Origin of the sequence: Rivularia sp. UHCC 0363 (genome assembly GCF_034931125.1) — a bacterium.
GTDB lineage: Bacteria > Cyanobacteriota > Cyanobacteriia > Cyanobacteriales > Nostocaceae > Rivularia.
The window spans coordinates 1-26,954 of record NZ_JAYGHM010000020.1; the positions used below are offsets into that span (position 1 = coordinate 1).

Annotated in this window: 22 protein-coding genes, 1 tRNA gene and 1 riboswitch; of the genes, 11 read left to right on the forward strand and 12 right to left on the reverse strand. The window is 39.8% G+C overall.

What is annotated here, in order from left to right; genetic code table 11:
- Positions 1-729 precede the first annotated feature (729 nt).
- Entirely contained in the window at positions 730-1,044 is a 315-nt protein-coding gene (locus VB797_RS13375; RefSeq protein WP_323238180.1) for a thioredoxin family protein, read from the forward strand.
- 4 nt (positions 1,045-1,048) lie between these two features.
- On the opposite strand, the gene VB797_RS13380 is transcribed toward VB797_RS13375, so the two are convergent.
- A complete protein-coding gene (locus VB797_RS13380) occupies positions 1,049-1,276 on the reverse strand; it encodes a hypothetical protein (RefSeq protein WP_323238181.1) in 228 nt (75 codons plus the stop codon).
- A gap of 86 nt (positions 1,277-1,362) precedes the next feature.
- Positions 1,363-3,240, reverse strand: a complete 1,878-nt coding sequence (locus VB797_RS13385) for a S8 family peptidase (protein ID WP_323238182.1) — start codon at positions 3,238-3,240, stop codon at positions 1,363-1,365.
- 386 nt (positions 3,241-3,626) lie between these two features.
- Between VB797_RS13385 and VB797_RS13390 the strand changes: the two genes are divergently transcribed.
- The 4 genes from VB797_RS13390 (at position 3,627) to VB797_RS13405 (ending at position 6,561) form a co-directional block, all read left to right on the forward strand.
- Positions 3,627-4,079 (forward strand): hypothetical protein, encoded by a 453-nt coding sequence (locus tag VB797_RS13390; RefSeq protein ID WP_323238183.1) that lies wholly within the window; start codon positions 3,627-3,629, stop codon positions 4,077-4,079.
- Between the two features lie 127 nt (positions 4,080-4,206).
- Positions 4,207-5,043, forward strand: a complete 837-nt coding sequence (gene thiD, locus VB797_RS13395) for a bifunctional hydroxymethylpyrimidine kinase/phosphomethylpyrimidine kinase (protein WP_323238184.1) — start codon at positions 4,207-4,209, stop codon at positions 5,041-5,043.
- 245 nt (positions 5,044-5,288) lie between these two features.
- The gene (locus VB797_RS13400) at positions 5,289-5,846 is read left to right on the forward strand and encodes a hypothetical protein (RefSeq protein ID WP_323238185.1); all 558 of its coding nucleotides are present in this window, start codon (positions 5,289-5,291) and stop codon (positions 5,844-5,846) included.
- Positions 5,847-6,222: 376 nt separating this feature from the next.
- Positions 6,223-6,561, forward strand: coding sequence for a P-II family nitrogen regulator (locus tag VB797_RS13405; RefSeq protein ID WP_323238186.1), 339 nt, complete (start codon positions 6,223-6,225; stop codon positions 6,559-6,561).
- Between the two features lie 167 nt (positions 6,562-6,728).
- On the opposite strand, the gene rdgB is transcribed toward VB797_RS13405, so the two are convergent.
- The 5 genes from rdgB to VB797_RS13430 all read right to left on the reverse strand — a co-directional run bounded on the left by rdgB (position 6,729) and on the right by VB797_RS13430 (position 13,369).
- A complete protein-coding gene (gene rdgB / locus VB797_RS13410; protein ID WP_416350865.1) occupies positions 6,729-7,304 on the reverse strand; it encodes an RdgB/HAM1 family non-canonical purine NTP pyrophosphatase in 576 nt (191 codons plus the stop codon).
- A gap of 103 nt (positions 7,305-7,407) precedes the next feature.
- Positions 7,408-8,844 carry a phosphoglucomutase/phosphomannomutase family protein gene (locus VB797_RS13415; protein ID WP_323238262.1) on the reverse strand — a complete coding sequence of 479 codons (1,437 nt, stop codon included), beginning with the start codon at positions 8,842-8,844 and terminating at the stop codon, positions 7,408-7,410.
- Positions 8,845-9,488: 644 nt separating this feature from the next.
- Entirely contained in the window at positions 9,489-10,004 is a 516-nt protein-coding gene (locus tag VB797_RS13420) for a plasmid segregation centromere-binding protein ParR (protein ID WP_323238187.1), read from the reverse strand.
- 5 nt (positions 10,005-10,009) lie between these two features.
- Positions 10,010-11,161: a ParM/StbA family protein gene (locus VB797_RS13425; RefSeq protein WP_323238188.1), complete on the reverse strand. Its 1,152-nt coding sequence runs from the start codon at positions 11,159-11,161 to the stop codon at positions 10,010-10,012.
- A gap of 1,143 nt (positions 11,162-12,304) precedes the next feature.
- The gene (locus VB797_RS13430; RefSeq protein WP_323238189.1) at positions 12,305-13,369 is read right to left on the reverse strand and encodes a Gfo/Idh/MocA family oxidoreductase; all 1,065 of its coding nucleotides are present in this window, start codon (positions 13,367-13,369) and stop codon (positions 12,305-12,307) included.
- Positions 13,370-14,168: 799 nt separating this feature from the next.
- On the opposite strand from VB797_RS13430, the gene queC reads away from it, so the two are divergent.
- Positions 14,169-14,849, forward strand: coding sequence for a 7-cyano-7-deazaguanine synthase QueC (queC, locus tag VB797_RS13435; RefSeq protein ID WP_323238190.1), 681 nt, complete (start codon positions 14,169-14,171; stop codon positions 14,847-14,849).
- Between the two features lie 94 nt (positions 14,850-14,943).
- Here queC and VB797_RS13440 read toward each other — a convergent pair whose 3' ends face one another.
- The 3 genes from VB797_RS13440 to VB797_RS13450 form a co-directional block, all read right to left on the reverse strand.
- On the reverse strand, positions 14,944-16,284 hold the full coding sequence (locus tag VB797_RS13440) for a hemolysin family protein (protein ID WP_323238191.1): 1,341 nt from the start codon (positions 16,282-16,284) through the stop codon (positions 14,944-14,946).
- A gap of 85 nt (positions 16,285-16,369) precedes the next feature.
- Positions 16,370-17,071, reverse strand: a complete 702-nt coding sequence (locus VB797_RS13445) for a hypothetical protein (protein WP_323238192.1) — start codon at positions 17,069-17,071, stop codon at positions 16,370-16,372.
- Positions 17,072-17,162: 91 nt separating this feature from the next.
- Positions 17,163-18,425 (reverse strand): transposase, encoded by a 1,263-nt coding sequence (locus VB797_RS13450; protein ID WP_323238193.1) that lies wholly within the window; start codon positions 18,423-18,425, stop codon positions 17,163-17,165.
- A 281-nt stretch (positions 18,426-18,706) separates the two neighbouring features.
- Between VB797_RS13450 and VB797_RS13455 the strand changes: the two genes are divergently transcribed.
- Positions 18,707-18,779: transfer RNA gene (locus VB797_RS13455), tRNA-Ile, on the forward strand.
- A gap of 71 nt (positions 18,780-18,850) precedes the next feature.
- Here VB797_RS13455 and VB797_RS13460 read toward each other — a convergent pair.
- Positions 18,851-19,279: a hypothetical protein gene (locus VB797_RS13460; RefSeq protein WP_323238194.1), complete on the reverse strand. Its 429-nt coding sequence runs from the start codon at positions 19,277-19,279 to the stop codon at positions 18,851-18,853.
- Positions 19,280-19,382: 103 nt separating this feature from the next.
- Here VB797_RS13460 and pyrE point away from each other — a divergent pair, with 103 nt between their 5' ends.
- Positions 19,383-20,000: an orotate phosphoribosyltransferase gene (pyrE, locus tag VB797_RS13465; RefSeq protein ID WP_323238195.1), complete on the forward strand. Its 618-nt coding sequence runs from the start codon at positions 19,383-19,385 to the stop codon at positions 19,998-20,000.
- Between the two features lie 299 nt (positions 20,001-20,299).
- Here the strand turns inward: pyrE and thiC are convergent, their stop codons facing one another.
- Positions 20,300-21,682 (reverse strand): phosphomethylpyrimidine synthase, encoded by a 1,383-nt coding sequence (gene thiC, locus VB797_RS13470; RefSeq protein WP_323238196.1) that lies wholly within the window; start codon positions 21,680-21,682, stop codon positions 20,300-20,302.
- Between the two features lie 7 nt (positions 21,683-21,689).
- A riboswitch (TPP riboswitch) is annotated at positions 21,690-21,787 on the reverse strand.
- A gap of 170 nt (positions 21,788-21,957) precedes the next feature.
- Here thiC and VB797_RS13475 point away from each other — a divergent pair.
- The 3 genes from VB797_RS13475 to VB797_RS13485 all read left to right on the forward strand — a co-directional run bounded on the left by VB797_RS13475 (position 21,958) and on the right by VB797_RS13485 (position 26,854).
- Positions 21,958-22,578: a pseudouridine synthase gene (locus tag VB797_RS13475; RefSeq protein ID WP_323238197.1), complete on the forward strand. Its 621-nt coding sequence runs from the start codon at positions 21,958-21,960 to the stop codon at positions 22,576-22,578.
- A gap of 237 nt (positions 22,579-22,815) precedes the next feature.
- The gene (locus VB797_RS13480; RefSeq protein ID WP_323238198.1) at positions 22,816-24,492 is read left to right on the forward strand and encodes a PAS domain-containing sensor histidine kinase; all 1,677 of its coding nucleotides are present in this window, start codon (positions 22,816-22,818) and stop codon (positions 24,490-24,492) included.
- A 367-nt stretch (positions 24,493-24,859) separates the two neighbouring features.
- On the forward strand, positions 24,860-26,854 hold the full coding sequence (locus VB797_RS13485; RefSeq protein ID WP_323238199.1) for a serine/threonine phosphatase: 1,995 nt from the start codon (positions 24,860-24,862) through the stop codon (positions 26,852-26,854).
- Positions 26,855-26,954: the final 100 nt, after the last annotated feature.

Here is a 26,954-nt window from a genome sequence, read left to right on the forward strand (position 1 = left end):
CCCCTGGTAAGCCTACAAGCACGCTGGGGGTTTTATTCTGTATAGATCGAACGCAAAGTTTTAACAAATCTATACCGATAATTAAATCTACTTAAGTACTTAAGTAAATTATTCGTAGATATACCCTAATGACTAACTCCCTTAACGAACTCAATACCAAAGCAAGGGTTTTTACTTAAGTAATACGACTTAAATTTTTAATTATTACTCAGTCGTTCTCAGAGTATAACCTCTATTAATCGATAAGTCGCAAAATCTATTTAAGTAGAGTATTCAATGTAACATACTTGCCTAAGATTTTACATTAACGCGATCGCCTTTCAAATTTATCCGATCAAACCGTATAAGCTTTAATACAGCTAAGTTGCAAATCTAGAGCTTTATCTAAGGGTTTTCCAAATTTTGCTTCCCTTACACATCATCAAGGTAGAAGGCAAATAATGTGTTTATTATCTTTAAAGATTTCCCTGTACTTACGTAATAGCAACTGATATTTAAGGTAAATCGCGCCCTAACGGTAAAAGTATTGATGAATTTTATAATTTATTGTGAACTTGCAGCCTAATTTAAATATCAAACCCCGTAACTTCCGGCTACCTTACTTGAAATTACCTGTCGATCTAAGAAGATGATTGGTTCCCTAGATTTCAATCCTACGATTATATGGTAAGATTTCGTCCTGTATTTAATGAATTTAAAATAGCTCAAATTTAGCTCAAATTTAAAATTATGGCTTTAGCAGTAATTAAGTTTTCAAGCGAAGACTGCGGTATTTGTCACAAAATGTCTTTTTATGACAAAAAAGTGGTTGAAGAACTTGGCTTAGAATTTATTGATGTCAAAATGCAGGATACTGCTACTTATCGAAAATATCGTAAAATTTTATTAACTCAATATCCTGATAAATCAGAAATGGGATGGCCTACCTATATTGTCTGTGATTCAACTGAAGAAGCCTTAATTTTAGGTGAAGTCAAAGGAGGACATCCCAAAGGAGAATTTAGAACTCGTCTGCAATCAGTTCTCGATCAAAACAACGATTAGGCTTTTAACTACTGACTTCAAAAGATTTAACCTCCAAGACCGGACCAATCATAGCAGTGGTCATCACATCTTCGCGTACAACTCCAGTGACCTCCGCTTTTGTTCCTGCTTGGAGTAAGCTTTTATCCGCTCCTCTCATGATTTCATAGGTTTTTCCATCTTCACCAATTAAAGCCCAAGCACCCATGCCAATATCGCGACGTTCAACGGTACCTTTTACTGTAATACTCATGTTTTTTGTTAATAGTTAGTGGTTAATATTGTGCAGCGAACAGTAAACATTCTTATTTTTGCTCACTGTTCGCTACTGTTCACTGTTCAAACTGGTTGTTCTTCGTTTTTCACTGCGAAACGAGCTAAGAAGAAGCAAAGCAGTGCATTAGTAACCAAAAATCCACGAGCTAAGATATCATTTCCCAGTCCCCAAACGGCAGGATCGGTTACAGAACTTACAGCTAAGCAAGCTGCAATACCCAAACTAGAACCGATCGCAAACCACTTCCATTGTTTATGTCCTAACAGTAATGCCATCAAAACTATCGGAACTAAAACGCTGGCAAATAATGGGTTAAAAGGATTGGTTCCCTGCAAAGTATTACCTAATTCGGAAATGGAACTACCTAAAAGACGGAAGGGCCATTGAGGAAGGTCAAAGATGTAAAATCCTTTGAGGAAGAATAATCCAGAACTACCTGCAACTAAACCGCTGGCTAAACTCCAACTCCAGGTAAAAGGAAAGTAAACTCGTAAAAACCAAGCTAATAAATAAGAACCGACTACCATTAAAATCTTGGGTAAAAGCGCTACCACACCCCCATCAATCCAGAAACCGGGGTTAAAATAGCCGCTATCACGCAACCAGCGGAAGAAGTCTTGGAAGCTGATTCTTCCTTGCGCTCCCAGGGTTACTGCTGCTTGAGCATTTAGCTGTCCAGCACCATAGTAATTTAAGCCGTCATCTTGAATCACTCGTGCTGATTCGGTAAGAGCTTTGAGAATTTCGTCAGGTTGTTCTACTCCAGTGGCTTTAATTAATGCAGCAACACCAGCAACGTGAGGTGCAGCCATACTTGTACCCTGCAACCCTAGAAAGACTTCTTCACCTTTGCTGTCCATATCAACGGTTGCTTGCAGAATTTTACCAGCATCGCTACCACCAGGAGCGGAAATATCTACACCCGCACCATAGTTAGAATAAGGTGCTTTTTCTCCGTCGGAACCTAATGCTGAAACTGCGAAAACGTTGGGATAACGTGCGGGATAGGAAGCCGAATTTTGGTTTTCGTTTCCAGCAGCTGCAATTATCACTACTCCTTTACTGTGAGCATAATTAATTGCATCTTTCATCAATTGGCTTTCACCACCACCACCCAAACTCATATTAATTACATCTGCCTTATTATCGGCAGCAAATTTAATCGCTTCGGCAATATCGGCTACCGTACCACCACCATAACTACTAAGTACCTTCAAAGGCATTAAGCTGGCTTCGTAAGCAATTCCGGCTACACCCCAACTATTGTTAGTCGCTTGGGCAATAGTACCGGCAACGTGGGTACCGTGTCCGTTGTCGTCTGAAGCGTTTTCTCTATCGTTGACAAAATCGTAGCCTTTGACAAACTTGGTTTCAACTAAATCGCGCACCTTAGTAATACCAGTGTCAATTACGGCTACAGTTACACCTTTACCTTTGGTTTTATCCCAAGCCCCTTCGATATGTATATTATGTAAGTTCCACTGTTTGCTGTAAAGCGGGTCGTTAACACCTTTGAGATTTGGCTTTACTTCTTCTTCTAAGATGTTATCGGACGGCAGTAAATATTCAGCCTCCCGTGCAATCTTATCTTCTTCGGGATTGCCCCGTTCTGGAATTTTATATATATAGTTAGGTTCGATAAATTCGGTGTCTCGCGCAAATTCTGATTTACGCAGTTCCTTGATTCGTTGTTTATCCCCTTTGATAATATAAACATTATCCTTTTGAGAAAATATATTATCTAATTGAGGATTCACATCGTACTTTTGAGCTATTGTTTGCAAATCTTGCTGTAATTTTTCAAATGGGATATCTTCCCGAAAATCTAGCACGATCGTCTCAAATTCACCGCGAGTTGCAAGTCCCTTAACGTTCATAAAAGTTAATAGGGCAAAACTCAACCCGATGACAAACAAGCAAAATAATATGAGTTTTTTCATTTGAATTTATTTGAATTTAAAATCAGCTCTGTGTCAGTTTGCTCACTACCATAGCTTAGACGGAACAATTTTTCCCTGAAGATAGAAGAATATCTACAAAGTCAGGACTTACGCGATTGTCACAAGACTCAGATGGTGCGTGACACTAAAAACCTGATTATTGCCTTAAAAATCAATCAAAGTGTCACAGCAACGGCAATAATGGGGGATATTATCTACGCCCCATTTTGCCTCCCCTACAAAAAAATATGCCTTTTTGCTAAGTCCTAAAAGTTTACAAGTCCGGATTTGAGTAAATCTTCTTTGAGGGATTCAACAATTGGAATACACAATTTTTCGTCATTGTCACATTTCTATTTTATCTGAAGCAGAATCAAGGTTATCTTATGGAACGCGGACTTTTATGGTTGCCTTTGCTGATAGCATTTTTTTGGTTGGCTTGGCAAGGTTCTAGAGAATTTAAAAAAGTTGAAGGTTATCGTGTTTGGTCTCAGAACTTTGACCGGGCAAAGTACGATATTTACGCGGTTTTGGCTCAAAAAGGCAACAATATTACTTGGGGGAAACCTACTGTCAAGGGTATCGCGAATTTAGAAACTTTTTCCTTGAATAATGTTAAAGATATCAATCTTTTGATAGATGACAAACCTATCAATGTAGATGAATTACCTAGAAAAGCTCAAAAAATAGAATTAGAATTTGTATTTCCCGAAACTTCTAAGTTTGTTCGTATCCCTTTTACAGAAATCCCTTTAGCCGGAGAATGGGGTAAATTTCTCCAAAGTGAATTACAAAGAATTGAAAAAGAAATGAGGGACAATAAAACAATAAAAGAGTAAGAAAATGGGAAAGAGGGGAAACTAGAAAAAACTAATTTGAAATTGTTGCACCCTGGACGAGATAAAGTCACCGAAAATCTTGTACTTTAAGTTCATCATTCCCAACTCATATTCTTTAAATAGATTAATGAATACCAAATCAACATCCAAGGTACCCGTCGCTTTAACTATTGCTGGTTCCGATAGCGGTGGTGGTGCGGGAATTCAAGCCGATCTACGCACCTTCGCTTTTCATTGCGTCCACGGTACCTGCGCTATTACCTGCGTCACCGCACAAAACACTTTAGGTGTAACGCGGGTTGATGCAATGCCAAAAGAATCTGTAGAGCAGCAAATTCAGGCTGTATGTCAAGATATCGGGGTACAAGCCGCTAAAACTGGAATGCTACTAAATCAGGAAATTATTGTTACTGTTGTTGAACAAATAGAAACTTTACAAATTCCCAATTTAGTGGTGGACCCAGTGATGGTGTCGCGGACGGGAGCGCAATTAATTGATGATGAAGCCATAAAAACCCTTCGCGATCGCCTGATACCTTTAGCCAGCGTTTTGACTCCCAACCGATACGAAGCGCAAATTCTTAGCGGTTTAGAAATTAAAACTCTTGATGACATGAAAGCAGCAGCGCAAACCATTCACGAAAAATTAAAAGTTAAAGCCGTTTTAGTTAAAGGTGGTGGAATGCAGGGAAGCTTGCGCGGAATCGATATTTGGTTTGATGGTAAAAACCTCGAAACTTTACTCATACAGTTAGTTGCTACCAAAAATACTCATGGAACTGGCTGTACTTTATCAGCCGCGATCGCCGCTAATTTAGCGCGAGGAGATAGTTTATTTAAATCAGCCCGTCAGGCAAAAGAATATGTTTCACAAGCATTAATTCATGCTTTAGATATTGGTAAAGGACAAGGACCCGTAGGACACTTTTTTCCTTTATTAAAAAATAATCCATATTCACTTTAAAACTGTTTTACATTGCTATTTATAAGGTGACAAATGTCACCTTAATACATGGAGAATAAGATTATTAATGATAAGTTTACTAGTATGCTTAATTGTAAAACTCGGTAAACATATTTTTTATGTAAGGCTTTTTTAAATTATTCTCAGATATAGACAGATGTTTTCTAACACTTGCGAAGAATATTTGTATTAAATTAAATCAAATCAAATAAATCAAAACAACATTTATTGTTGAAAGCGTACCTATGCGAACAATTACAAATTCTGTTTACGATACGTCAACACCTCCAAATCAACCTTATTCAGCTTCCGTACCGTTGAGCGTATACCGTGAATTAGCAGCGGAGTTACAGGCAGCACAAATTGCCATACATCAACTTAATCAGAAAAACGAATATTTAGCGCAAGAAAATTACGTGCTTCGTCAGGAAATCACTAAAACTGTTAATGCTGTTTTACATCTACAGGATGCAGTGAGTCATAACGCGAATGCTGCTGTTGAGCAAACAGTTAAAACAAGCCAAAATGCGCCACCAACTAAACAATACAAGCGTAATACGTCGCAAAAGCGAGCCAAACGTCCGCGCACATCACCAGTTCCCCAAGTGACGGAATTTATCGAACCCTTACCAGAAACAGTATTTATAGAAGAACAAGAAGCAAGCTATTACTACGCTGACGAATCACAATTATCGCAAGTTAGCGGAAGGTGGTTAATTTTTGCAATTGTTCTGATTATTTTTATGGGTTTTGGTGCTGGTTACGTAATTGTACGTCCTCTTTTAGAAAATCATGCTCGCTAGTGCAACAAAGTAAGAGAAAGCTTATCTTATAGACCATATTTAGATCGCGATATAATCTAGTAATTAATATTGAGGAATTGATTTAATCCGCTTTTAATTCGTTTAAATAATTTTCTACCAATAAATAAAATAATCTCAAAATTAATATATTCTGTAATATTATTGCAAGTCAATCATTTGTAATCATTTTAACTGTAACTTGTTCCCGATTCACTTGCAAAAAAATACTCAAAACTACTTGATGCTTACTTGAGTTGTGATTTTTTGCCAGACGGTAAATGGTACATATTGTGGATAACTAGTTTGCCAGTTACCGCTTACGAGGCTGTGGATCTGGTTAGATAGATAAAGTGAATAAAAGTAAGGAGACAGTCAAATGAAGAAAGTAGAAGCGATTATCCGCCCTTTTAAGCTCGATGAAGTCAAAATTGCTTTAGTCAATGCCGGTATAGTAGGGATGACAGTCTCTGAAGTCCGGGGATTTGGACGGCAAAAGGGACAAACCGAACGTTATCGCGGTTCTGAGTACACCGTCGAATTTCTACAAAAACTCAAAGTAGAAATTGTCGTAGAAGATACTCAAGTTGATATGGTCGTAGATAAAGTTATTTCCGCTGCCCGTACTGGTGAAATTGGCGATGGTAAGATTTTTATATCGCCGGTGGAACAAGTGGTGCGGATTCGTACCGGAGAAAAGAATACAGAAGCTGTTTAAAAAAACATGAAGTCTGAAATTTGAGGCTTGATATTCCCCACGCATAGAATGCGGGGGATTCTTGGTTCGCGGACAAAACTTATCTCTGATATCTTGCAACCTGAAACCTTGTAATCAACCGCAGTTTGACAAGCATGGAAGTTTGAATTTTTAAACTTCATGGTTAATTAAATCGATTTAACTTGCTCTAACTCAGGAAGTAAACCTGCAAGCGCTTTGCCTCGATGACTAATTGAGCGCTTCACCTCGGTCGTCATCTCGGCAAAGGTCAACTGTTTTTGGGGAACGTAAAAAACTGGGTCGTAGCCGAAACCACCATTACCGCGAGCAACATGAAGAATTTCACCCCTGCAAATGCCTTCAGATTCTAAAGCGATCGCACCATCGGGACGAGCAATAGCGATCGCGCAAGCAAATTGTGCGTCTCTATTGGTTTCGTCTCCCAATTCTTTTAATAACCTGGCAATACGTTCGGAATCATTCGCACCATAGCGGGCTGAATAAACTCCCGGTGCGCCATTTAATGCATCTACCTGTAAACCAGAATCATCTGCGATCGCCCAATTATTTGTAGCAATTGCCACTTCGGAAGCTTTAAGACGAGCATTTTCCAGAAAAGTATCGCCGGTTTCTTCAACTTCTAATTCTTGCGGTTTGAGAACTAATTCCCAATCCAAATCCGCAAGATATTTTTGTAATTCTTTTAACTTGCCGGGATTTGATGTAGCTACAACTAATTTCATCAGTCAAAGGGGTCAAAGGTCAAGGGTCAAAGGTTAGAGGTTAGAGGTTATAAGTTCTCCCCATCTCCCCATCTCCCCATCCCCTTCTCCCTTTATCTTCCCATCACTGGGCCCAATCTTTCGCCCAAGCTAAGGTTTTATGTACTTCCTCTAAAGTAGATGCTTCGCAGTACAAGCGTAGAACTGGTTCGGTTCCGCTAAAGCGAATCATTAACCAACTGTTGTCATCGAGACGGAATTTGTAACCGTCGATTGTTTGACAATCAATTACTTGCTTACCGGCAATTTCTTTTAATGGTTCGCTTTGCAGTTGTTGCAAAAGCTTTGCTCGCGCTTCCATTCCTGAAAGTGGTAAGTCGATACGGTCGTATACTGAATCAAAATTAACTTGGTTTTGTAAATGACGGTAATAATCGCCTAAATCCATTCCCGATTCAACGATTGCTTCCAACACATATAATGCCGAAAGTAAAGCATCTCTTTCGGGGATGTGGCTTCCATAACCGATTCCACCGGATTCCTCACCACCCAATAAAACGGGCGCGTCTAACATTCTATCGGCGATGTACTTATAACCTACGGGGGTTTCGTACACTGATAAATTATGCAGTTCGGCAATTAAAGGAATCAAATCCGAACCGCTGACAGTTTTAACTATTTCGCCAGTAAACCCACGTCGTTGAGTTAAATGATCGATTAGTATCGGAATCAATATTTGCGAACTTAAGAAGTTACCTTCCCCATCTACAGCAGCAATTCGATCGCAGTCACCATCAAATACTAATCCCACCGATAAACCTTCAGGATTGGTTTGGCGATGATTTTTGATTAATTGTATAAACTTAGAAATATACTTTGGTAAAGGTTCTGGCGCACCACCTTCAAATAAAGGGTCGCGATCGCTATTAATTTCTTGGACTTGATCGCCGAGTAGCATTGCTAATCCACCAGCGGATGCACCATGCATTGCGTCGGTAAATAAAGTTAGCTTACCTGAAGCTATGGCATCTCTAATCTTGGTAATGTCAACCTTGCCTTCTAAACCCTGAGTGTAACTTTGCCAAGGGTCAAAGGTTTCTAATTTGCCCGGTGGTGAATTAAAAGACACCGATTGTGTCAGCAAACTTTCAATTTCCTTAGTTACTTCCGACGATACCGAACCACCAAAACAACTTTTAACTTTTAATCCTAAATACTTCCCCGGATTGTGAGAAGCTGTAACTACTAAGGCTCCCAAGGCATTCTGGTGTTTTGCTGCCCAACTAAAAGCTGGGGTTGGAGCAAAAGTGTCAGTTAGCACCACATCAAAGCCTGCATCGATGACTGTCTGAGCAACAAATTGAGCAAAATCTTCTGCCATGAATCGGCGATCGTGACCAACAATGATGGTACGATTGCCTACTATTTTGCCATATGTATACAATAATACCTGCGCGGCTACTGGCGCAACCAAGGCTAAACGTTCAAAGGTGAACTCATCGCCAATAACGCCGCGCCAGCCGTCTGTACCAAACTTGATAGATTTATTGGCAACTGGCATCATCACGATCCTACCTATCTTTAAATTCTACTCGATGGATTCTAACACTTCCTTTATACAAGGGTTAAAAAAATTTTACGTAAAATGATGAAAGCTGAATGAAGATTTTTCTCGTTCAAGCAGGAAAATAGCGATCGTGCTTGCAGATATAATTCAATACGGTTCAGTTAAGAAAATAATTGATCAAAGATTGTAATTAATTATCAAACACAAAATAGATCAACTTTTCTGGAGGGGGCTTGGGGAAGGCAACCCGTCCACCAATCGGGGGTTTTCTCGTTCCCAGGCACAGCAGGGGGAATGCCTTACGGGAGGCTCTGCCGACCGTATATAAAGAAGGCAGAGCCTTTAGAGATGCATTCCCAGCCGGAGACTGGGAACAAGGAACCGTATTAACATATAACTTTCATCTGCTTGATGCTGAAATATTTATAGAAAAGTATCTAATTATACTTTATTTAATTATTTGTAGACTGTGATCGAGCTTAATATTTAAACAATATTTAAACAATATTTAAAAATAAACATTAAGGTATAGCTGTCAAACATCATTTGCAATTAATAATTTGCAGAGAAAAACTCTTGCTCCAAAATTAACCGCGATCGAGGATGTTTGACAGCAATAGATATACACCCTGCTTCCCTTAAAAATCATCCACGAGTTCGCTCATGCGTCTGATTAAAGGGTCTTCCTCTTGATAAGGATTATTCACCACAGGAGCAGGTAGAGAAGTATTATTGAATACCTCTAATGCCTTTGATTGAGTTGAAGGGTGAACGACCGAACCTTGATTGACCATCATTGCCAACTGAGCCACTTGCTGACTAAGCTGCGTCAAATGTTGTTCCATCGTTACCAACCGATTTGATTCCCTAGTAAAGAAACGTTCCTCAAGGTCAGCCAATTTTCTTTCCAGGTCAGCGATGTGTTCTCCCACTTCTGATGGTGGTTTCGGTGTCGCTGTTGATGTTGGTTGCGGATCTGGTCGTACAGATTCGGGTACGCACAAAGCTTGCCATAAAGCTTCTTTACAGAGGTCGCTGAAAGTTTTATCTGGCTCTTTTTCTAAGTGCCTTTCAACCACATCTAACAAGCTTTCATCCGCTACCCCTGGATTGAACGTAACCGATTTAACTACCTTTTTTGACCATTGGAACATCAGTTTTAAGACCTAGAAGAGCGACTGGCAGATAATTGTGCCTCTCCATAAATATACTGCCCCAACGCGTTAGCTTGTCGGGAAGGTGCAGCTAAATGGGCATTAATTTTTGCTTCTTTGAGCAAGCGCTGAACGTCTTCCCAGAAAAATTCACCACCACCCCCGGTGAGAATCACGTCGGTAACACGTTCTGGCAGCCATGCTAACACGCGAGTGCAGATTTCACGCGAAAACATTTCTATGAGGTTCGGAAGAAAATCATCTAGATTGGTAGGTTTACCAGAACCTCTAGGACGATAGAAGCGTTCGCCTTTAGGCTTATTAACCGCAGCAATCAAAGATAAAGATTGACTATCTGCACCTTCGATTTCAGCAGCTACTAGTTCGTAGAATTTGCTCATACCAAAGTCTTCGCTCTTAGAAGCTCCTCTTGCGAAACGAAAGTTATCGACCATCAAACAATCTGTAGTTTGGTGTCCAATATCAACGATCGCCGCAGAAACTTTGGTGAAGTCAGGGGCCCCAGGTCCCTTCTTGGGCTGAGATTCACACCAAAGTAAGCTACCATAGCCCTCTGGCATTACCCAAACTTTATTCACGTTTATGGTTACGGGTTCACTACGGAAGTTCATTACGTGAGGACCAGTAACTTGAGATATGATCTGGGCTTTTTCTTTTTCAAACTGTTCTTGAGAAAGATAAGGAAGACCTAAGATTACTGAAATCTCATCATTTAGCTTAAAGTATCCAGCACAAGCCAAAACTTTAATCAGCGCGGATTCTACCTTGGATTGACCGACTCCTAAATCGGCTCCAAAGTCTGCTGCTAGTTGACCAACAGCGTAACCATTTCCTTGGTATTCCAGCCAAAGATCCATTAAAGGATCTGTTGCACGAGCTTCAAAAACTCCTCCGCGTACTTGTTCCATCGTCATTTGCTTGACGTTAGAAGAGACAAAAATCACGCTATTCGGCTCTCGACTGACGGTAGTTTTGGTAGAAGTTCTACCAAGGTCTACACTAAGAATATTTTTACTCCCACCATTAGTGGTATTGGTCAGTTTGGGAGTTGCATTAATGGGAGTAGATGCCGTGATTCTATTCATGGGTATAGCAGCGGCATTCATCGGGGTAGCAGCGGAAGGTTGGTCTGTCATGGAAATTCCTAGTTTCTACTTAGCTCTAACAAGGTATCATGCTAATCTTACAAAAATCGTCTGTCGTATATTCTTGATGGAATCAACTCTCATTAAGATACAGTCGCGCTAATACGGCGAGCGAGCAAAAATTACTCAAGTACCTTAACAATCCGATAGTACGATTTTTGACTATGGTTGTAAGTTAACAAAGTACGAAGGAAAACAATGGGAACTAAAGCCTGTTGTAACAGGTAGAACCGTTTTACTTTTCGTTCGGTAAAGGCTTTTGTATTATCGCTTTAACGATAAGCACTAGAGCCATATTTTCTTTGTAGATTTGTTTAAACGGATGGCAAGCAACAAAACACAAACTACTTCATAACTGACTACATCACGCTTTTTCTGAGTATGTTAGCAAACCTACCCGTGTACCGCCACCATATATGTGTAAAACAGGTAAGCAAGTCTAGCAATATTGCTGATGTATTTATGAGTTTAAAATCACAAAGCTCATACGTAATATCAAAGCTTATATCTTCAAAACTACTGGTCTGTCTTATTAGTTTTGCGTTACTCGTGGGTAGTGTGAGTTGAGAAACTCGCTAATTGCGAATAACGAACGAGCAAGACCCCGCACTAAAAATGTATAACCGATGAAAACTAATAGAATAGAGTAGTCTTAAGCTATTATTCCCCCAGACTTTTTAATTAGTTTGGGTTTTGCTTAAGATATTTAGTTTGACACAGATGGCTGCTTTTCTCAAAAAAATGCTCGCGGCTCGACATATTATGCGGATAATAAATTATTTGTTTTTTTAACGGTATACACAACCCCCCCATAAACAAATTATCATGAAACATTAGATACACTAGGTATCAATTTATTTTTTAAATGGTCACATCAATCTCGCTCAAGTGAACTGATTGTATGCTTCATAGAAAGTGCATTATTTTGATGCCAATAATCAAGATAAATTGACTACACTCTATATAATTTTTATTTTTATTTTCCTAAAATTAAAGATTCTTACGATCTGTTTAGAATTTATCTTCAAGCAAAAAAAGAAGCACTAAGTAAGCATAGACCTACTTAATACTCCTAGAATGGCTAAAATAACCGTTAAAATTCTCAAATTACATTGGTATTGAAGTCGCTTGTTTCTAGATGGTGGAACTAAAAGATTGTATCCGAGGCTCCGATTGGCTATCTAAAGGGTTCCAAACTTTGTCAGAGACAGCCATTTGTTCAATTAAACTTGCTAATCTTAGAGCTTTGAGGGCTTGTTCCCCACCTACTGAAGGCTGATTACCACCACGCACACAATTAATAAAGTGTTCTAATTCAGCCCCCAAAGGTTCTACATTCGAGGTGTAGACTTTCTCTATCAAACCGTCTTGCCTGTATGGTTGCTTATTATCTGTAATAGAATTATTCGGGTATCGGTGAATCCAAATTTCATTTTTAAGGAAATCAGCTTCAGTAAATGAATTTTTGCAATGAGCTACAATTCTGCGGATTTTGCGGTGAGTGATTTTACTAGCAGTCAAGGTAGCTACAATACCATTGGCAAAACCTAATGTCGCAGTAACGTAATCTAAATAGGTTGAGTTTGGGGTACGAGTACCGCTAGCTGATAACTTCACGACTGGTGCAGCAGCTAATTCTAAAAGCAAATCGATATCGTGGATCATCAAATCCAGCACTACTGAAACATCGTTTGCCCGATTTGAATAAGGACTCATACGATGAGCTTCTAGCGCCAGCAGTTCGTCAGTTTTAAGAATTTTGGTTAGTTCTCCAAAAGCTGGCTTAAAGCGCTCTATATGCCCTACTTGCAAGATACAGCCAGATTCTGCTGCGGCATTAACTAAAGATTCTGCCTCAGAAATATTTGCAGCAATTGGCTTTTCGATTAGAACGTGGACTCCTGCTAATAGACAATTTATACCGACGGCATAATGTAGACGAGTGGGAACGGCAATACAAACCGCCTCCACATGAGGCAATAGCTCGCAGTAATCCTCAAAAAACTTGGTTTTATATTTACTGGCGGTTTCCAAGCCTCGCTCAATATTAATATCGGCTACACCAACTAGTTCTACGTCTTTCATCGAACTTAGTACACGGGTGTGATGTTGTCCCATATTACCTACACCAATCACACCTACACGAATTGGGTGTGGTTGGTGACGCTGTACGTATCCATTGTTTTCTGCCGCTGACATGCTGCTATCTTGCACTCTAGTTTTCTCTCCTCAACCACCAACTTTAAAGACGCTACAATTGTTGGCTTTTATACTTTATTGCCAAAAGAGTAGTAACCTCATAACCATCCAGATCGTAACCAGATGGTAACATAGAGGTTCTATTTATGAAGAATTTCAAAGTTAGTTATGAGTTCCCGATATCCGCTTTTCTTTTGTACAATCCGCTCTTGATAATCTTTTATTTTATTCTTCACAAATAAAATATATTGTTTGTTGATTAAGTTTAAGTTTTCATCAATAACTTAAGCTTAAGCTTTTCAGGTTGACGTTGATTCCACAGTCTTTAAAGGGGAACAGGTAATAATTAAGATAAGCAGTGTTAAAAATAATGTTACTTATTAATGAATTTTTTTTTATTATAGTGACTTTTGAATGAGGTACAGGACATATCGTTATAAGGGAATTGGGAATTGGGAATGTACCTCATTTATTTGCAAACTGCTGTAAATCAGAAATTAGGGCAAAAGTTACTCAACAACCATAATTTCCTAAATGTTGCAAATGTATAATAATTGCAAGTAATTGGATTCAATTTATACATATGATACGGATTCGGAATAGTCAGTAATGTATTGTTTTAATGACATAAAGACAAAGATATTTTTGATCTATCAAGAATTTTATAGTCAATAATATTGTGTTTTGATTATTACTCCAGCAAAACATTTACACTAAAAGATTAAAAAATTAAATTTTACCGAGTGATAAATTAAGTAAAGTAGTTTGAGTCAATAATTTAGTTATTTTAGTTATTAGTATGAAAGCTGTCATTTTATTATCGGGGGGACTTGACTCTTCCACGGTTTTATATCAAGCGTTAGCCGATAAATATGAATGTTATGCAATTAGCTTTGATTATCAACAAAGACATCGAAAAGAATTGCGATCGGCAGTTTCAATAGGCAAAAAAGCCAATGTAGCCCAACATCAAATTATTAAATTTGACTTAACTCAATGGGGGGGTTCGGCACTTACCGATAATTCGATTAGTTTACCTCAAGAGCGTTCTCTAGAGGAAATGTCTCAAAATATTCCTATTACCTACGTTCCGGCAAGAAATACGATATTTTTAAGTTTTGCCGTTTCTTATGCCGAAACCATTGCCGCAGAAAAAATTTATATTGGCGTAAATGCTTTGGACTACTCTGGATACCCCGATTGTCGTCCCGACTATATCCAAGCGATGCAGGAAGTATTTCGTTTAGGAACTAAGCAAGGACGTGAAGGCAATCCCATCGATATTGTCACCCCTTTAATTGATTTGAAAAAAACCGAAATTATTCAATTAGGCAACAAATTAGGAGTTCCTTGGGAATTAACTTGGTCTTGCTATAGCGGTGGAAATGTAGCCTGTGGAGTTTGCGATTCTTGTCGTTTGCGTCTTGCTGCTTTTGCCGAATTGGGATTGACAGATCCAGTGGAGTATGATCTAGATTAAAGGTTAAAGGTTAAAGGTGGATGGGGAGGGGTAGATTTTAGATTAGAATCTAAATCCCACAACTCCTAACTCCGGTGGTCCTAACTCCTAACTTTTACAGCCTTTTGACTTGAATTTGCTGTAAGCGGGGACCTGTTAGTGAGGCTACTGTAAATTCTATATTTTGATAGCGGAAGCTTTCACCAATGGTGGGAATTTTTTGTAAGCGGTAAAGCATAAAGCCTCCGAGTGTTTGATATTCTTTTGTCAAAGGAAGATGGAGTTCTAGTACTTCGTTGAGATCTTCTAGGTTTATTTGCGCTTGAACTAAAAAAGTTTGCTCGTCTAAGGTTTGGATGAGCATATCATTGCTGTTTTGCGTTTCGCCAATGTCGCCGATGATTTGAGCAACTACGTCCTGGATGGTTACTAATCCTACGGTACCGCCAAATTCATCTACTACCACAACCATAGCTAGCTTTTCCTGCTGCATCATGGGTAATAGTTCGTTCAGAGGTGTATGTTCGGGTACAAACCTTGCAGGACGCATACAGGAATGAATCTGGGTATCCAAGGTGATTTGCCCTAATCCTAAAGGCTTTGTCAGGTCTTTGAAGTAAATAATGCCGCGAATATCATCTAAGGATTCCCCGAATATGGGGTAGCAAGAATGACCAGTACTTGCCATTTCTTGCAGAAAAATTCGTAAAGTTGCGTTTTTGGATAGCACGACCATGCTGCTGCGGGGAACCATTACAGCTTGCACTGTGACTTCTCCAAACTCAAAGATATTTTTTAAAAGTTCTCGTTCTCTGGCTTTTAAACCAGTGGATTCCCTTTCCGTGGAAATAATCAATAATAATTCTTCGGGGGTAACTGGTGGTCTCCAGCTTTTGCCAGTGTATTCGATCCCGAATAACCGTAATAGAAAACGGGTTGATTGATTAAGAATCCAAATGAACGGGCTGAAAAATCTGACGATCGCCGTAACTGAGGGTCCCAAAAACCGGGCTAATTCTTCCGAATAAAGCATTGCTACGGATTTAGGACACAATTCACCCAGAACTATTTGTAAATAAGCTATTAGAAAAAAGGCAATTGGGATTGATAGGGAATGAGCAATCAAAAGATTCATTCCTTCGGGTACGGGTAAAGATTCCAGCCATACATTAATCAATTCAACAATCGTATTTTCTCCAATCCATCCCAGTGCCAAACTTGAAAGAGTAATGCCTAACTGGGTTGTGGACAACAGTCTATCAATGCTACGTTGCAGTATCTCCACCGCGATCGCTTGAATATCCCCAGCTTCCACCAACTGATGTATTCGCGATCGCCGTACTGTGACCATTGAAAATTCTGCGGTTACAAAAAAGGCATTGATGGCAATTAAAAGTAAGACTGACAACAATCTCAGCCCTACTTCTGTCCAATTTAAATTATTAAGACCATTCACTGCCTTTTCTCACGTAAAACTGAAGCCCCACTATCTCGTTGATGCAATCTAAAATACAGAATCTAACACTTAATATTCCTAATATCTACCTTTCTACAGGAATATTTGATACTTCCAACCGTAATTTCTGTGCTGGATAATCTGTAAGGGCTAAGGAAATCTGTTTGACATCATCAAGTAAAGCAGCAGGAATACTGACGGTACCATATGATGATGGTGCATCAGAAGCCAATTCTGATGGTAAACCTTCTGTGGAAGCGCTCAAAGTTCTTCCTTTATCGTCGGTCACATCTAGGAAACTATACAAAAAGCGTACCGAATCCTTACCTTTATTATCCATCTTAACTTTTAGTAACAAAGCACCCCCCGAATAACGGGCTGATTGGACTGAAAAAGTTACACCTTCGCTTTCGGCTTGTACGGGAAATCCTGCTTGGAGTTTTTCTTCGGCTTCAGGTGGCTTCTGCTCGCGTTTGCGTTTCGTATCGTCGTTTCCTTCTTCTAGATCATCAAGATTCTTTGATTTGGCTGCTTTAGTTTTACCTTCGATGCGAGCTTTCACAACTTTAAGAATTTCTTCTTCTTTAACAAAGACTACACCTTCTTTTTCCTGACCACCAGTTGTGCCTTTCCTGGCAAACTTAGTAGTAGGACGAGCATCGGGGGCTGTGACTCCTTTAAGAGCCGCGCTTCCCAAGGTAAACCCCCAAAAAGCGCTGACTGAACCAGCACCTAACATTAGGGTTAACAAAATCAATGTTAGAAGTACAGTAGAATTTAGTTTCATTGGGGAATTAATATAAGTAGGTCGGCTTAAGGATAAGTAAAAGATATCGATATTGAAGTTTATCGTTCCTGCTATTTGTGACATCCTCCCATCACTTACTCGGAGTACCGAGTACAGTGTGGGCTTCCCAAGAGTCGCCTCTGGGATTTTGCTGCTTCGCGGGAACCCCCAGGCGGTCAACCTCCACAGCCAGCACTACCGTCTGTCCAACGGATGTAAGACCTCGCTGCTCTACGACTATTGCCGCAGCTACATCTCGGTCTGTTATGTATCCACATTCGGAGCAATTATGTACTCGCTCCTCAAGTTCTTTCTTTCCCGTATGTGCTCCACAATTAGGACAAGTTTGGCTCGTCCCTTTGGAGTCAACCTTAGCAAAATAGACACCTCGCTTTTTACATACCCAGCCCAGAATCTCCAAAAATTCACCCCAGCCAGCATCCAAACAATGCTTTGCCAACATTCCACCCGCCAGAGCGACCAAATTAAGGTCTTCAGCAAATATCATTCCCACTCCATCACAAAGCTGGTGGGCAGTCAGAAAATGAAACTCACGGCGGGTATTGTGGATATGTTCATGGAGAAGTGCTATTTGTTTCTGGGCTTTTTTGTAATTGGAGGAGCCTTTGACCTTATCTTTCAATTGGCGTTGCAGCCATTTAAGCTTGCTTTGCAATTGAACAAAGAATTTAGGACGAGGAATCAATTTTCCTGTACTTGTAGCCAAGAAACTGAGCAATCCCAGGTCGATTCCTATAGAAGCACCAATAGGCAAGGCTAAGGCTTCAGGGATAGAGACATCGCATTGCAGCACCAACATGGCATACCAGCCCGATGCCTTTTTAACTACCCGCACTTGCTTAACCCCCATACCTTCAGGGATAGGGCGATGCAAATTAATCCGTACAGCACCGATTTTGGGCAGTCTAATGTGCCATCCAGTAACGGGATTAGCCTTGAACTGGGGAAACAGCAAGGAGCGCATCTGCCCGTACTTCTTAAAGCGCGGGAAGCCAAAACCCCTCTCCTGCATAGAGCGAAAAGACTTATCGAGTCTTGCCAATGTTTCTTGCAATACTTGCGAGTGAACAGCATCAAGAGCGGGAATTATCTTCCTTGCTGCTGTCAGATTTCGCTTTTGGGCGTAGTAGTTAGGGTAAGGTGTATCGGCACTGATGATGTATTCTGACTTAAGGCTACAAGCATTAACCGCACATTTGCGCGACTTTATCCAGTCCCGCCGTTCACTGAGCGCATAGTTATACACCCGCCGCGATTGATCCAACCAATTAAGTATAATGGTTTCGGCATTGGTGTCTGGATAAATTCGGTAGCTGTATGTGAGGTTCAACATACAACCATTATCGCATTTCTAGGAAGATTTATTTATTCCCTAACTAAATAGTGGCGACTTCTCATACATCTCCTCTCCCGTCGCACCCTTGGTGCAACATCATCGGAGATATAATCGTCGCCGCCCGCCTATCCATCCCGTCGCTCACCTGAGTACAGGTAGAGCGCGGGGCTTCCGGCGACGAGCTAAAGCAACTTAATAAATATTAGTTTGCATTATTTTTTTGTTAAATGATGTATTGTTACGCAAAAAAGTAAACTTGCGCTATAATAGATTGTCAGCCAGGGTTGGCCGAGCGGTTGAGGCAACGAACTCATAATTCGTGTTAGGCAGGTTCAACTCCTGCACCCTGGATTTAACAGTCATTAGTTCTCTTAATTAAAAACTAATGACCAGTAATTTATCAATGGGTATAGCACCCGATGTTAGCGAGATGGTAAGTTATCAAAGCGGAATTCAGTTCCAACTTGTAGCTGGCTTGCTCTCAATCGGGGAGAACCCAGCAATGAGCTATTATAAGGATTTGGTAAATCTGGAGTCCGGATATATGGGTCGTTGGTTGTTTGCTGCTTGAGTGCATCTTGATAAACAATATTTACTAGCTTCGCATCTCGTTCAATTTGATGTTCTGGAAAAGAACTATTGAACAAGGAACCAGGTCCAAAGATCCAATCTATTTCCCGGAACAAACCATTGTTGTCGTAAAAGTCGGGATAGTTCTCATAAAAGGCTTTTTCAAATACTTCATTCGGTGTTTGATAACTCGATTCTGTTTCTGCTACTGCAATATTCGGGAAACCGATAGTAGCAGCAAGCACTAATAACCCACTTAGGTTTTTCAAGTTTAAGGGCATATTAACAACTCCTGTATTTTGGTACGAATTTTGACTTATGCTTAATGTCAGAACTCCTATAAGTTCGACTAGTCCGGTGTAACATAAATTTTAATGATTTGTAATGGTTTATCACACTGAAAGCTCTACCCACAAAGATTTATGGGCTACTGATACTGATTTAAATAATCTAAGCCAACGGCTACTAGATTTATTTTGTCAGATGGCTTATCAGGAAGGAGATTTTGTCCTTTCTTCTGGAGCGCGTAGTTCTTATTACATCAATGGTAAGGAAGTTACGCTCCATCCCCAAGGTGCTTTAGCTATTGGTCGCATTCTCTTAAATATGCTGTCTTCAGATACTCAAGCTGTGGCAGGTTTAACCTTGGGGGCTGACCCAATTGTTACTGCTGTAAGTGTGGTTTCCGCACTAGAAGGTAGACCGATACCGGCTTTGATTGTTCGTAAGGAAGCCAAAGGTCACGGAACCAAAGCTTATGTAGAAGGTCCCAGTTTACCCGAAGGGGCTGAGGTTGTAGTTTTAGAAGATGTGGTAACTACAGGGCGATCGGCAATGAAAGCTGTTACCAGATTGAGAGATGCTGGTTATACAGTTAATCGAGTAATTTCACTGATAGATAGAGAGCAAGGTGGAGCGGAATATTATCAATCAGTAGATTTACTGTTTGATGCTGTGTTTTCGATTACTGATATTCAAGAGAGATATAAGCAGATTTTGTAATCAAACCCTGTTAATAATGTAGAGACGGGGCGTATTGCTACGTCTCCCGTATTTTGATTTCCATCGAGTAAGTTGTATGAATAATTCGAGGAAATCGGATCATTTAGGACTATTGACAGAAAATACAAAATATGAGTTTGAAAAAAACAGATCCATCGTAGGGGTTTAGCATTGCTAAACCCCTACCCGTATTTTGATTTGTTAATAATTCGGTGGAGCCGGATAATTTACGGATTCGTTTGTACGCAGAATTAAGAAGACGTTGCAGTGCAACGTCTCTACATTAGTTTCGGGACAAATTAAGTTTGCGCTATGGCTTGTTTATCTGTTTTTGCTAAGAATTTCTCTAACTCGGTTAATGCATCAGCATCAACTTTGGTTTGCATGGGACAGAATTTAGGCCCGCACATCGAGCAAAATTCGGCGGTTTTATAAATATCGGCTGGTAAGGTTTCGTCGTGATATTCTTTGGCTCTTTCGGGATCGAGCGATAATTCAAACTGACGATTCCAGTCGAAGTTGTAGCGAGCGTGGGAAAGCTCATCGTCTCTATCTCTTGCTCCGGGTCTGTGTCTGGCAATATCTGCCGCATGGGCTGCAATTTTGTAAGCAATTAAACCATTACGTACATCTTCAGCGTTTGGTAAACCCAAATGTTCTTTTGGTGTTACGTAGCAAAGCATTGCAGTTCCGTACCAACCAGCCATTGCAGCACCGATCGCTGAGGTAATGTGGTCGTAACCGGGTGCAATGTCGGTAACTAAAGGACCCAGAACGTAGAAAGGAGCTTCGGAACATTCTTCCATCTGCTTTCTAACGTTAAATTCAATTTGATCCATCGGTACGTGTCCGGGACCTTCTACCATTACCTGGATGTCGTGTTCCCAAGCTTTACGGGTTAATTGTCCCAAGGTTTTAAGTTCGGCTAATTGCGCTTCGTCGGAAGCGTCGTGGGTACAGCCGGGACGTAAAGAATCACCTAAGCTGAAAGAAACATCGTATTTCTTGAAAATCTCGATAATATCTTGGAAATGAGTATAAAGCGGATTTTGCTTATGATGATGCAGCATCCAGCGAGCGATAATACCACCACCGCGAGATACAATCCCCGTGATCCGGTTTCTCACTAAAGGCAAATGCTCAATTAAAATTCCAGCATGGATAGTCATGTAGTCCACACCTTGCTGCGCGTGTTTCTCAATAATGTTGAGAAAATCATCAGCAGTGAGACTTTCAATGTTACCGTGAACGCTTTCTAAAGCTTGGTAAATTGGTACGGTTCCAATGGGAACGGGTGAAGCGTTGATAATCGCGGTACGAATTTCATCTAAATTTCCGCCACCTGTAGATAAATCCATGACGGTATCGGCACCATACTTAACCGCTAACTTCAGCTTATCGACTTCTTCACTTAGATCACTGGAGTTAGGAGAAGCGCCGATATTAGCATTTACCTTACATTTAGAAGCAATGCCGATCGCCATTGGTTCCAAATTGGTATGATTAATATTCGCTGGGATAATCATTCTACCCCGTGCCACTTCATCGCGAATGAGTTCCACGGGTAAATTTTCCCGTGCGGCCACATGGTGCATTTCTTCAGTAATCACACCTTGACGAGCGTAATGCATTTGAGAAACATTCGCTTGTCCGCGCCGCTTAACAACCCATTGTGTACGCATATTCGGTTTCCTCAATAAACAGCTTCCCTCCGCCGGTATTACCCGGACTCAGGTGCAAAGGGTGTAATCTCAGCCCGTTTTAAACAGGCACCCCTAGCATATTGGAAAATATCTTACCACTTTTTTGCTAATAGAGATAAATACTTTAACAATTATCAATTATTAGGGAATGGGGAATGGGGATTAGGGAATTGGGGATGGGGAATGGGGAATAGGTAAATTAAGAGTTAAGAGTTTAAAGTTTTATATTTTGGATTACCAATTACCAATTACCAATGCCTAAAAATAAGCATCGCTACATCATTTTTTATAAACCTTATGGTGTTCTGAGCCAGTTTTCTAAAGATACGCCGGAACAAAGTACTCTTCAAGACTATATTTCAATTCCCGATGTGTATCCTGTAGGACGTTTAGATGCTGATAGTGAAGGGTTATTACTGTTGACAAATCACGGACAATTACAACATCGGCTTTGTCATCCTCAGTTTGGGCATAGTCGCACTTATTGGGTACAGGTAGATAGAATCCCCGATGCTGCGGCTTTGAATAAATTAGAACAAGGTGTGGCAATCGCAAATTATCACACTCAACCAGCAAAGGTAAAATTACTACCGGAAGCACCGCTTTTACCCGATCGCATTCCTCCGATTAGATTCCGCAAAAATGTACCTACCGCATGGCTGGAAATGACTTTGACTGAAGGGAAAAACCGTCAAGTCCGCCGGATGACTGCATCTGTGGGATTTCCTACTTTACGGTTGGTACGAATCCAAATAGCACATATTGAATTAGATACTTTACACCCCGGACAATGGCGCGACCTCACCCCCGAAGAAATAAAAATTTTATATAACTTAGTATTTTCTACTAATTCGCTGCCAAGTAAAAGGGTATAACAACCATCACCCCCTTATGTCAATGTTTGATTAGAATTCGTAATAAGTAAGTTAATTACTAAAAAAATATTTTTAGTCAGATTAAGGTGTTAGATATACCAGGTCAACATCAAATAATTTTGTGATTTATTTTACATATTTTTTGACATGACATTTTTCAAAATATGTTCTCAAAAAACTGTATAATACTATTTTTTTATTCTGATTAAATTATCATCAGCGTTAGGGTGCATTCTTATGAGCGTAAATCAGTCATTTAACTGCTATCAAACTCGCCAAAAAAATCTTGTCTCTGCAAAATCTGCAAGCTTGGAATTTGTGCCTGAAACAACCTCGAATTTAGAAATTTGTACAGCGGAAGCTTTGTGTCGTACTCAGGAAGAATTAGATTGGTATCGTAATTTATATGACCAAAATCCTGGGATCTATTTTACTTTAGATTCTACCGGGATAATTTTATCTGTAAATCAATTTGGTGCAAAGCGGTTGGGTTATGTCCCCAGGGATTTGAATCAAACATTAATTTTTAATCTATTTGCTTTTTTTGAACGTGAAAAACTATCGGAGCTATTGACGGGATTATTAAAAAATACGTCAGGAGTCGCAGATGAGGAATTTTGTTTAAATTGTCCTGATAGTAATATTGTTTGGGTTAAAGTCACAGCACGAAAATCTCTTGATGCATCACAAAATCTCATAATTTTGATGGTTTGTGAAGATATTACTGCTTACAAATCTCAGGTTTCAAATCCAACCGAGCCAAGTTTTCTGGAATTTGCCGATCGCACACCAGTTATGTTGTGGATGACGAATGAGAAAGGAGTACATAACTTTTTCAATTCTTCTTGGTTAAAGCTTACAGGACGTAAAATTGAGCAAGAATTAGCATGGGGATGGTTAGAGAATTTACATCCTGAAGATAAAAATACATATTTATCAACCTACTTTCAAGCAATCAAACAGCAACAAAAGTTTGAAATAGAATACCGTTTAAAACGTGCTGACGGTGATTATCGCTGGATTTGCGATCGCGGTGTGCCTCGATTTTCATCTAACGATAATTTTATTGGTTATATGGGTAGCTGTATTGACATTACTGAGTGTAAACAAGCAGAGGTAGCAGTTAGGGAAAGTCAAATAGCAGCGAAAGCTCAATTAGAAGAGATGGAATCTCTCAATCGTCTCAAAGATGAATTTTTAAGTACGGTATCCCACGAATTACGCACACCATTAACTAATATGAAAATGGCGATTCAAATGTTGGGAATTAAGCTTGAAAAACAACCACAGCCGAACGATACATCTGAGTCAGTTTGTAATTCAAGTAATATACATCAATCAAAAGTATCTCGTTATTTTCAAATTTTAAATAATGAGTGCGAACGAGAGATTAGCTTAATTAACAACTTTCTCGATTTACAGCGACTCGATACTATTGCTAAACCATTAGTATTAGAAAAAGTTGAAGTTTCTCAATGGTTAGAGCGAGTAGTTGAGTTGTATCACGCACGTAACCGTAACTGCTGTCGGCAAAATATGAAGCTTTATTTGCAACCGAACCTTCCATCTATAGTTTGCGACCCCTTCAGCTTAGAACGAATTTTAGTAGAATTGCTGACTAATGCTTGTAAATTTAGTCCGACAAATCAAGAAATCATTGTTAGCGCTTTAGTAAAATCCGATAATATTCAGTTTCAAGTGATAAATACTGGTGTGGAAATTCCCGCTGCGGAATTACCGCGTATTTTTGATAAGTTTTACCGGATTCCTAGTAATGACCCTTGGAAACAAGGAGGTACGGGGTTAGGATTAGCATTAGTGCAGAAACTGACTAAGCATTTGGGAGGAATTATTGAGGTTGAAAGCAGTGACAATCGGACAATATTTTCGATTGAATTACCTCTTGAGAGATAATTTATCAGTTATCAGTTATCAGTTCTATTTCCCTGTTCCCTGTTTACTGTGTATTGCACATCCAGAAATTTATCCTACAATTAATTTGCCGATATTTCAAAGCTATAGTTAATATACGTCACAATTAAAACAGTTACACTTGTTTTATTTGGTAGAACTATAAATACTTGGTTATACCATTAATAAATTCAGGACTTACGCAATTGTCACAAGACCTTGGTTGGTGCGTGACACGAAAACCTGATTATTACGTTAACAATTAGTCAAAGTGTCACAGCTACAAGAAAATATGCCTTTTTGCGTAAGTCCTAAAATTAGTTGTAACGATTACAAGCACAAATGAGCCGGAGTTAAGGACGCGGATATAATGCTGATTTGCCCTCAGTGCAATTTTGAAAATCCTAATAGCAACAAATTTTGTCAAAACTGCGGCGCATCCTTAACTGAAAAGGAATGTCAACAGTGTGGTGTTTTTCTTCCTCTGGATGCAATCCAGTGTCACAGTTGCGATACGGTTTGTTCGGAGATTTGGTTGGCGATCGCTATCAAGGAAGGTGAGGAAGTTGCAGTAGCGGTAGACGATCCAAAGGATGTTGAAAAAGAGGATAAGGTAGAAATAGAGGGGGAAGAAACCAAAAATGTGGAGGAGGATAAAGAGAATATTCCTCAAGAAACCCCTAGTTTATTTGTAGCATCTTATTTAGATTCTCAAGAACGCTATAAAATGCTTGAACCGTTACCAGCTTTGTTTGAAAATGCCGTTAATGCCCAAGCCTACGTGAAAGTTATCGATTGCCAACCTTATCAAGTGTCGCCAATAGATGCGATGTTGGCAAATTCACAATCATCCATCGATACCTTAGTCGCAGAAGCCAAAATTCCTAACCTTGCTAAGACCTATATTGCTTTACAACCCCACCGTAACCTGGGAATTCCCCTTATCCATGATGCATGGCAACTAGGGAATATGCAGGTGATTCTAATTGAAGACCGTTCTGAGTGGGTATATTTATTGGAATTATGGCAGGATGACAAAATTACATCGTTGCAGATTATACATTATTTCTCTCAGATGACGCAGCTATGGGATTTACTAGAACCCTTCAATTGCCGTGAAAGTCTGTTGGATTTGATGAATTTACGGGTTGATGAAGACCAGTCGTTAGGGTTGCAGCGCTTGTATGTAGATATACGTAAAGAGTCGGAAGCATCGGTTGAAGAAGCACCTATTAAAGCTTTAGGAACAATTTGGCAAGCATTATTTAGAGAGTCCCAACGTACCCAATTTGGGAACTTGTTAGAACTTTTGGGTAATTTAGAATCCGGTAAAATTGCCACTTCTGAAGAATTGCGATCGCACTTGCAGTTAATTTCTACAGATTTGCAAGGTGACAACCAAAGCGAAGATTCAGAGAATGCAGAGAATGTGACTGTTGCTTCTTCGGAAAATTCAAATCCGACAATTTTACAGCTAGATGAATTAGAACAAAGTCCAACTAAAATTGACGATACACCAACGATAGTTTTACCGATGCAGCTAGCTAGCTTAGAAAATGCAGGGCTGACCGATGTCGGTAAACAACGCGACCACAACGAAGACTATTTTGGCATTGAAACAAAAATTGATAAAGTCGATCTGCCCAAAAGTCGAGTAGCACAAGCGCGGGGTTTGTATATTCTTTGCGATGGAATGGGGGGACACGCAGGTGGTGAAGTTGCTAGCGAGTTAGCAGTAAGTACTTTGCGGCGATATTTTCAACAAAATTGGAAATCTGAGGGACTACCCAGCGAAGAAGTGATCCGCGAAGCAGTTTTTCAAGCAAACCAAGCGATTCACAATATTAACCAGGAAGATGCTCGTTCTGGTGTCGGTCGTATGGGTACTACTTTAGTGGTAGTTTTGATCCAGGATACTCGTGTCGCGGTGGCTCATGTAGGTGATAGCCGTCTTTATCGGGTGACTCGTAAAGGAGGTTTGGAACAGATAACCGTAGACCATGAAGTAGGTCAAAGAGAAATTTCTCGTGGGGTTGAATCAAGCATCGCTTATTCTCGTCCGGATGCTTATCAGCTAACTCAAGCTTTGGGACCCAGAGATAATGATTTTATCGCTCCGGAGGTACAGTTTTTAGAGATTAATGAAGATTCGCTGTTCGTTCTGACTTCGGACGGTTTATCGGATAATGATTTATTGGAAAAAAATTGGCAGAGTAATTTGCTTAATTTAATCAGTTCGGAAGCCAATTTAGAAAAGGGTGTGAGGGATTTGATTGATTTAGCAAACCAATATAATGGTCACGACAATATTACCGCTATACTTATTCGCGCCAAAGTCCGTCCAAATTTGGAAAGTCAACTGTGAGTAATCAATTAACAATTATCAATGACCAGTTAATTTATTTTCGTTTTGGCTGCGTTTTGAGGGTTCTAAAATCTAAAATTCAAAATTGCATCAGTATGTA

What these genes read in the sequence shown, in the direction of transcription:
- VB797_RS13375 (WP_323238180.1), top strand. Translation starts at nt 730, where the DNA reads ATGGCTTTAGCAGTAATTAAGTTTTCAAGCGAAGACTGCGGTATTTGT.
- VB797_RS13380 (WP_323238181.1), bottom strand. Translation starts at nt 1,276, where the DNA reads ATGAGTATTACAGTAAAAGGTACCGTTGAACGTCGCGATATTGGCATG.
- VB797_RS13385 (WP_323238182.1), bottom strand. Translation starts at nt 3,240, where the DNA reads ATGAAAAAACTCATATTATTTTGCTTGTTTGTCATCGGGTTGAGTTTT.
- VB797_RS13390 (WP_323238183.1), top strand. Translation starts at nt 3,627, where the DNA reads ATGGAACGCGGACTTTTATGGTTGCCTTTGCTGATAGCATTTTTTTGG.
- thiD (WP_323238184.1), top strand. Translation starts at nt 4,207, where the DNA reads ATGAATACCAAATCAACATCCAAGGTACCCGTCGCTTTAACTATTGCT.
- VB797_RS13400 (WP_323238185.1), top strand. Translation starts at nt 5,289, where the DNA reads ATGCGAACAATTACAAATTCTGTTTACGATACGTCAACACCTCCAAAT.
- VB797_RS13405 (WP_323238186.1), top strand. Translation starts at nt 6,223, where the DNA reads ATGAAGAAAGTAGAAGCGATTATCCGCCCTTTTAAGCTCGATGAAGTC.
- rdgB (WP_416350865.1), bottom strand. Translation starts at nt 7,304, where the DNA reads ATGAAATTAGTTGTAGCTACATCAAATCCCGGCAAGTTAAAAGAATTA.
- VB797_RS13415 (WP_323238262.1), bottom strand. Translation starts at nt 8,844, where the DNA reads ATGCCAGTTGCCAATAAATCTATCAAGTTTGGTACAGACGGCTGGCGC.
- VB797_RS13420 (WP_323238187.1), bottom strand. Translation starts at nt 10,004, where the DNA reads ATGTTCCAATGGTCAAAAAAGGTAGTTAAATCGGTTACGTTCAATCCA.
- VB797_RS13425 (WP_323238188.1), bottom strand. Translation starts at nt 11,161, where the DNA reads ATGACAGACCAACCTTCCGCTGCTACCCCGATGAATGCCGCTGCTATA.
- VB797_RS13430 (WP_323238189.1), bottom strand. Translation starts at nt 13,369, where the DNA reads ATGTCAGCGGCAGAAAACAATGGATACGTACAGCGTCACCAACCACAC.
- queC (WP_323238190.1), top strand. Translation starts at nt 14,169, where the DNA reads ATGAAAGCTGTCATTTTATTATCGGGGGGACTTGACTCTTCCACGGTT.
- VB797_RS13445 (WP_323238192.1), bottom strand. Translation starts at nt 17,071, where the DNA reads ATGAAACTAAATTCTACTGTACTTCTAACATTGATTTTGTTAACCCTA.
- VB797_RS13450 (WP_323238193.1), bottom strand. Translation starts at nt 18,425, where the DNA reads ATGTTGAACCTCACATACAGCTACCGAATTTATCCAGACACCAATGCC.
- VB797_RS13460 (WP_323238194.1), bottom strand. Translation starts at nt 19,279, where the DNA reads ATGCCCTTAAACTTGAAAAACCTAAGTGGGTTATTAGTGCTTGCTGCT.
- pyrE (WP_323238195.1), top strand. Translation starts at nt 19,383, where the DNA reads ATGGTTTATCACACTGAAAGCTCTACCCACAAAGATTTATGGGCTACT.
- thiC (WP_323238196.1), bottom strand. Translation starts at nt 21,682, where the DNA reads ATGCGTACACAATGGGTTGTTAAGCGGCGCGGACAAGCGAATGTTTCT.
- VB797_RS13475 (WP_323238197.1), top strand. Translation starts at nt 21,958, where the DNA reads ATGCCTAAAAATAAGCATCGCTACATCATTTTTTATAAACCTTATGGT.
- VB797_RS13480 (WP_323238198.1), top strand. Translation starts at nt 22,816, where the DNA reads ATGAGCGTAAATCAGTCATTTAACTGCTATCAAACTCGCCAAAAAAAT.
- VB797_RS13485 (WP_323238199.1), top strand. Translation starts at nt 24,860, where the DNA reads ATGCTGATTTGCCCTCAGTGCAATTTTGAAAATCCTAATAGCAACAAA.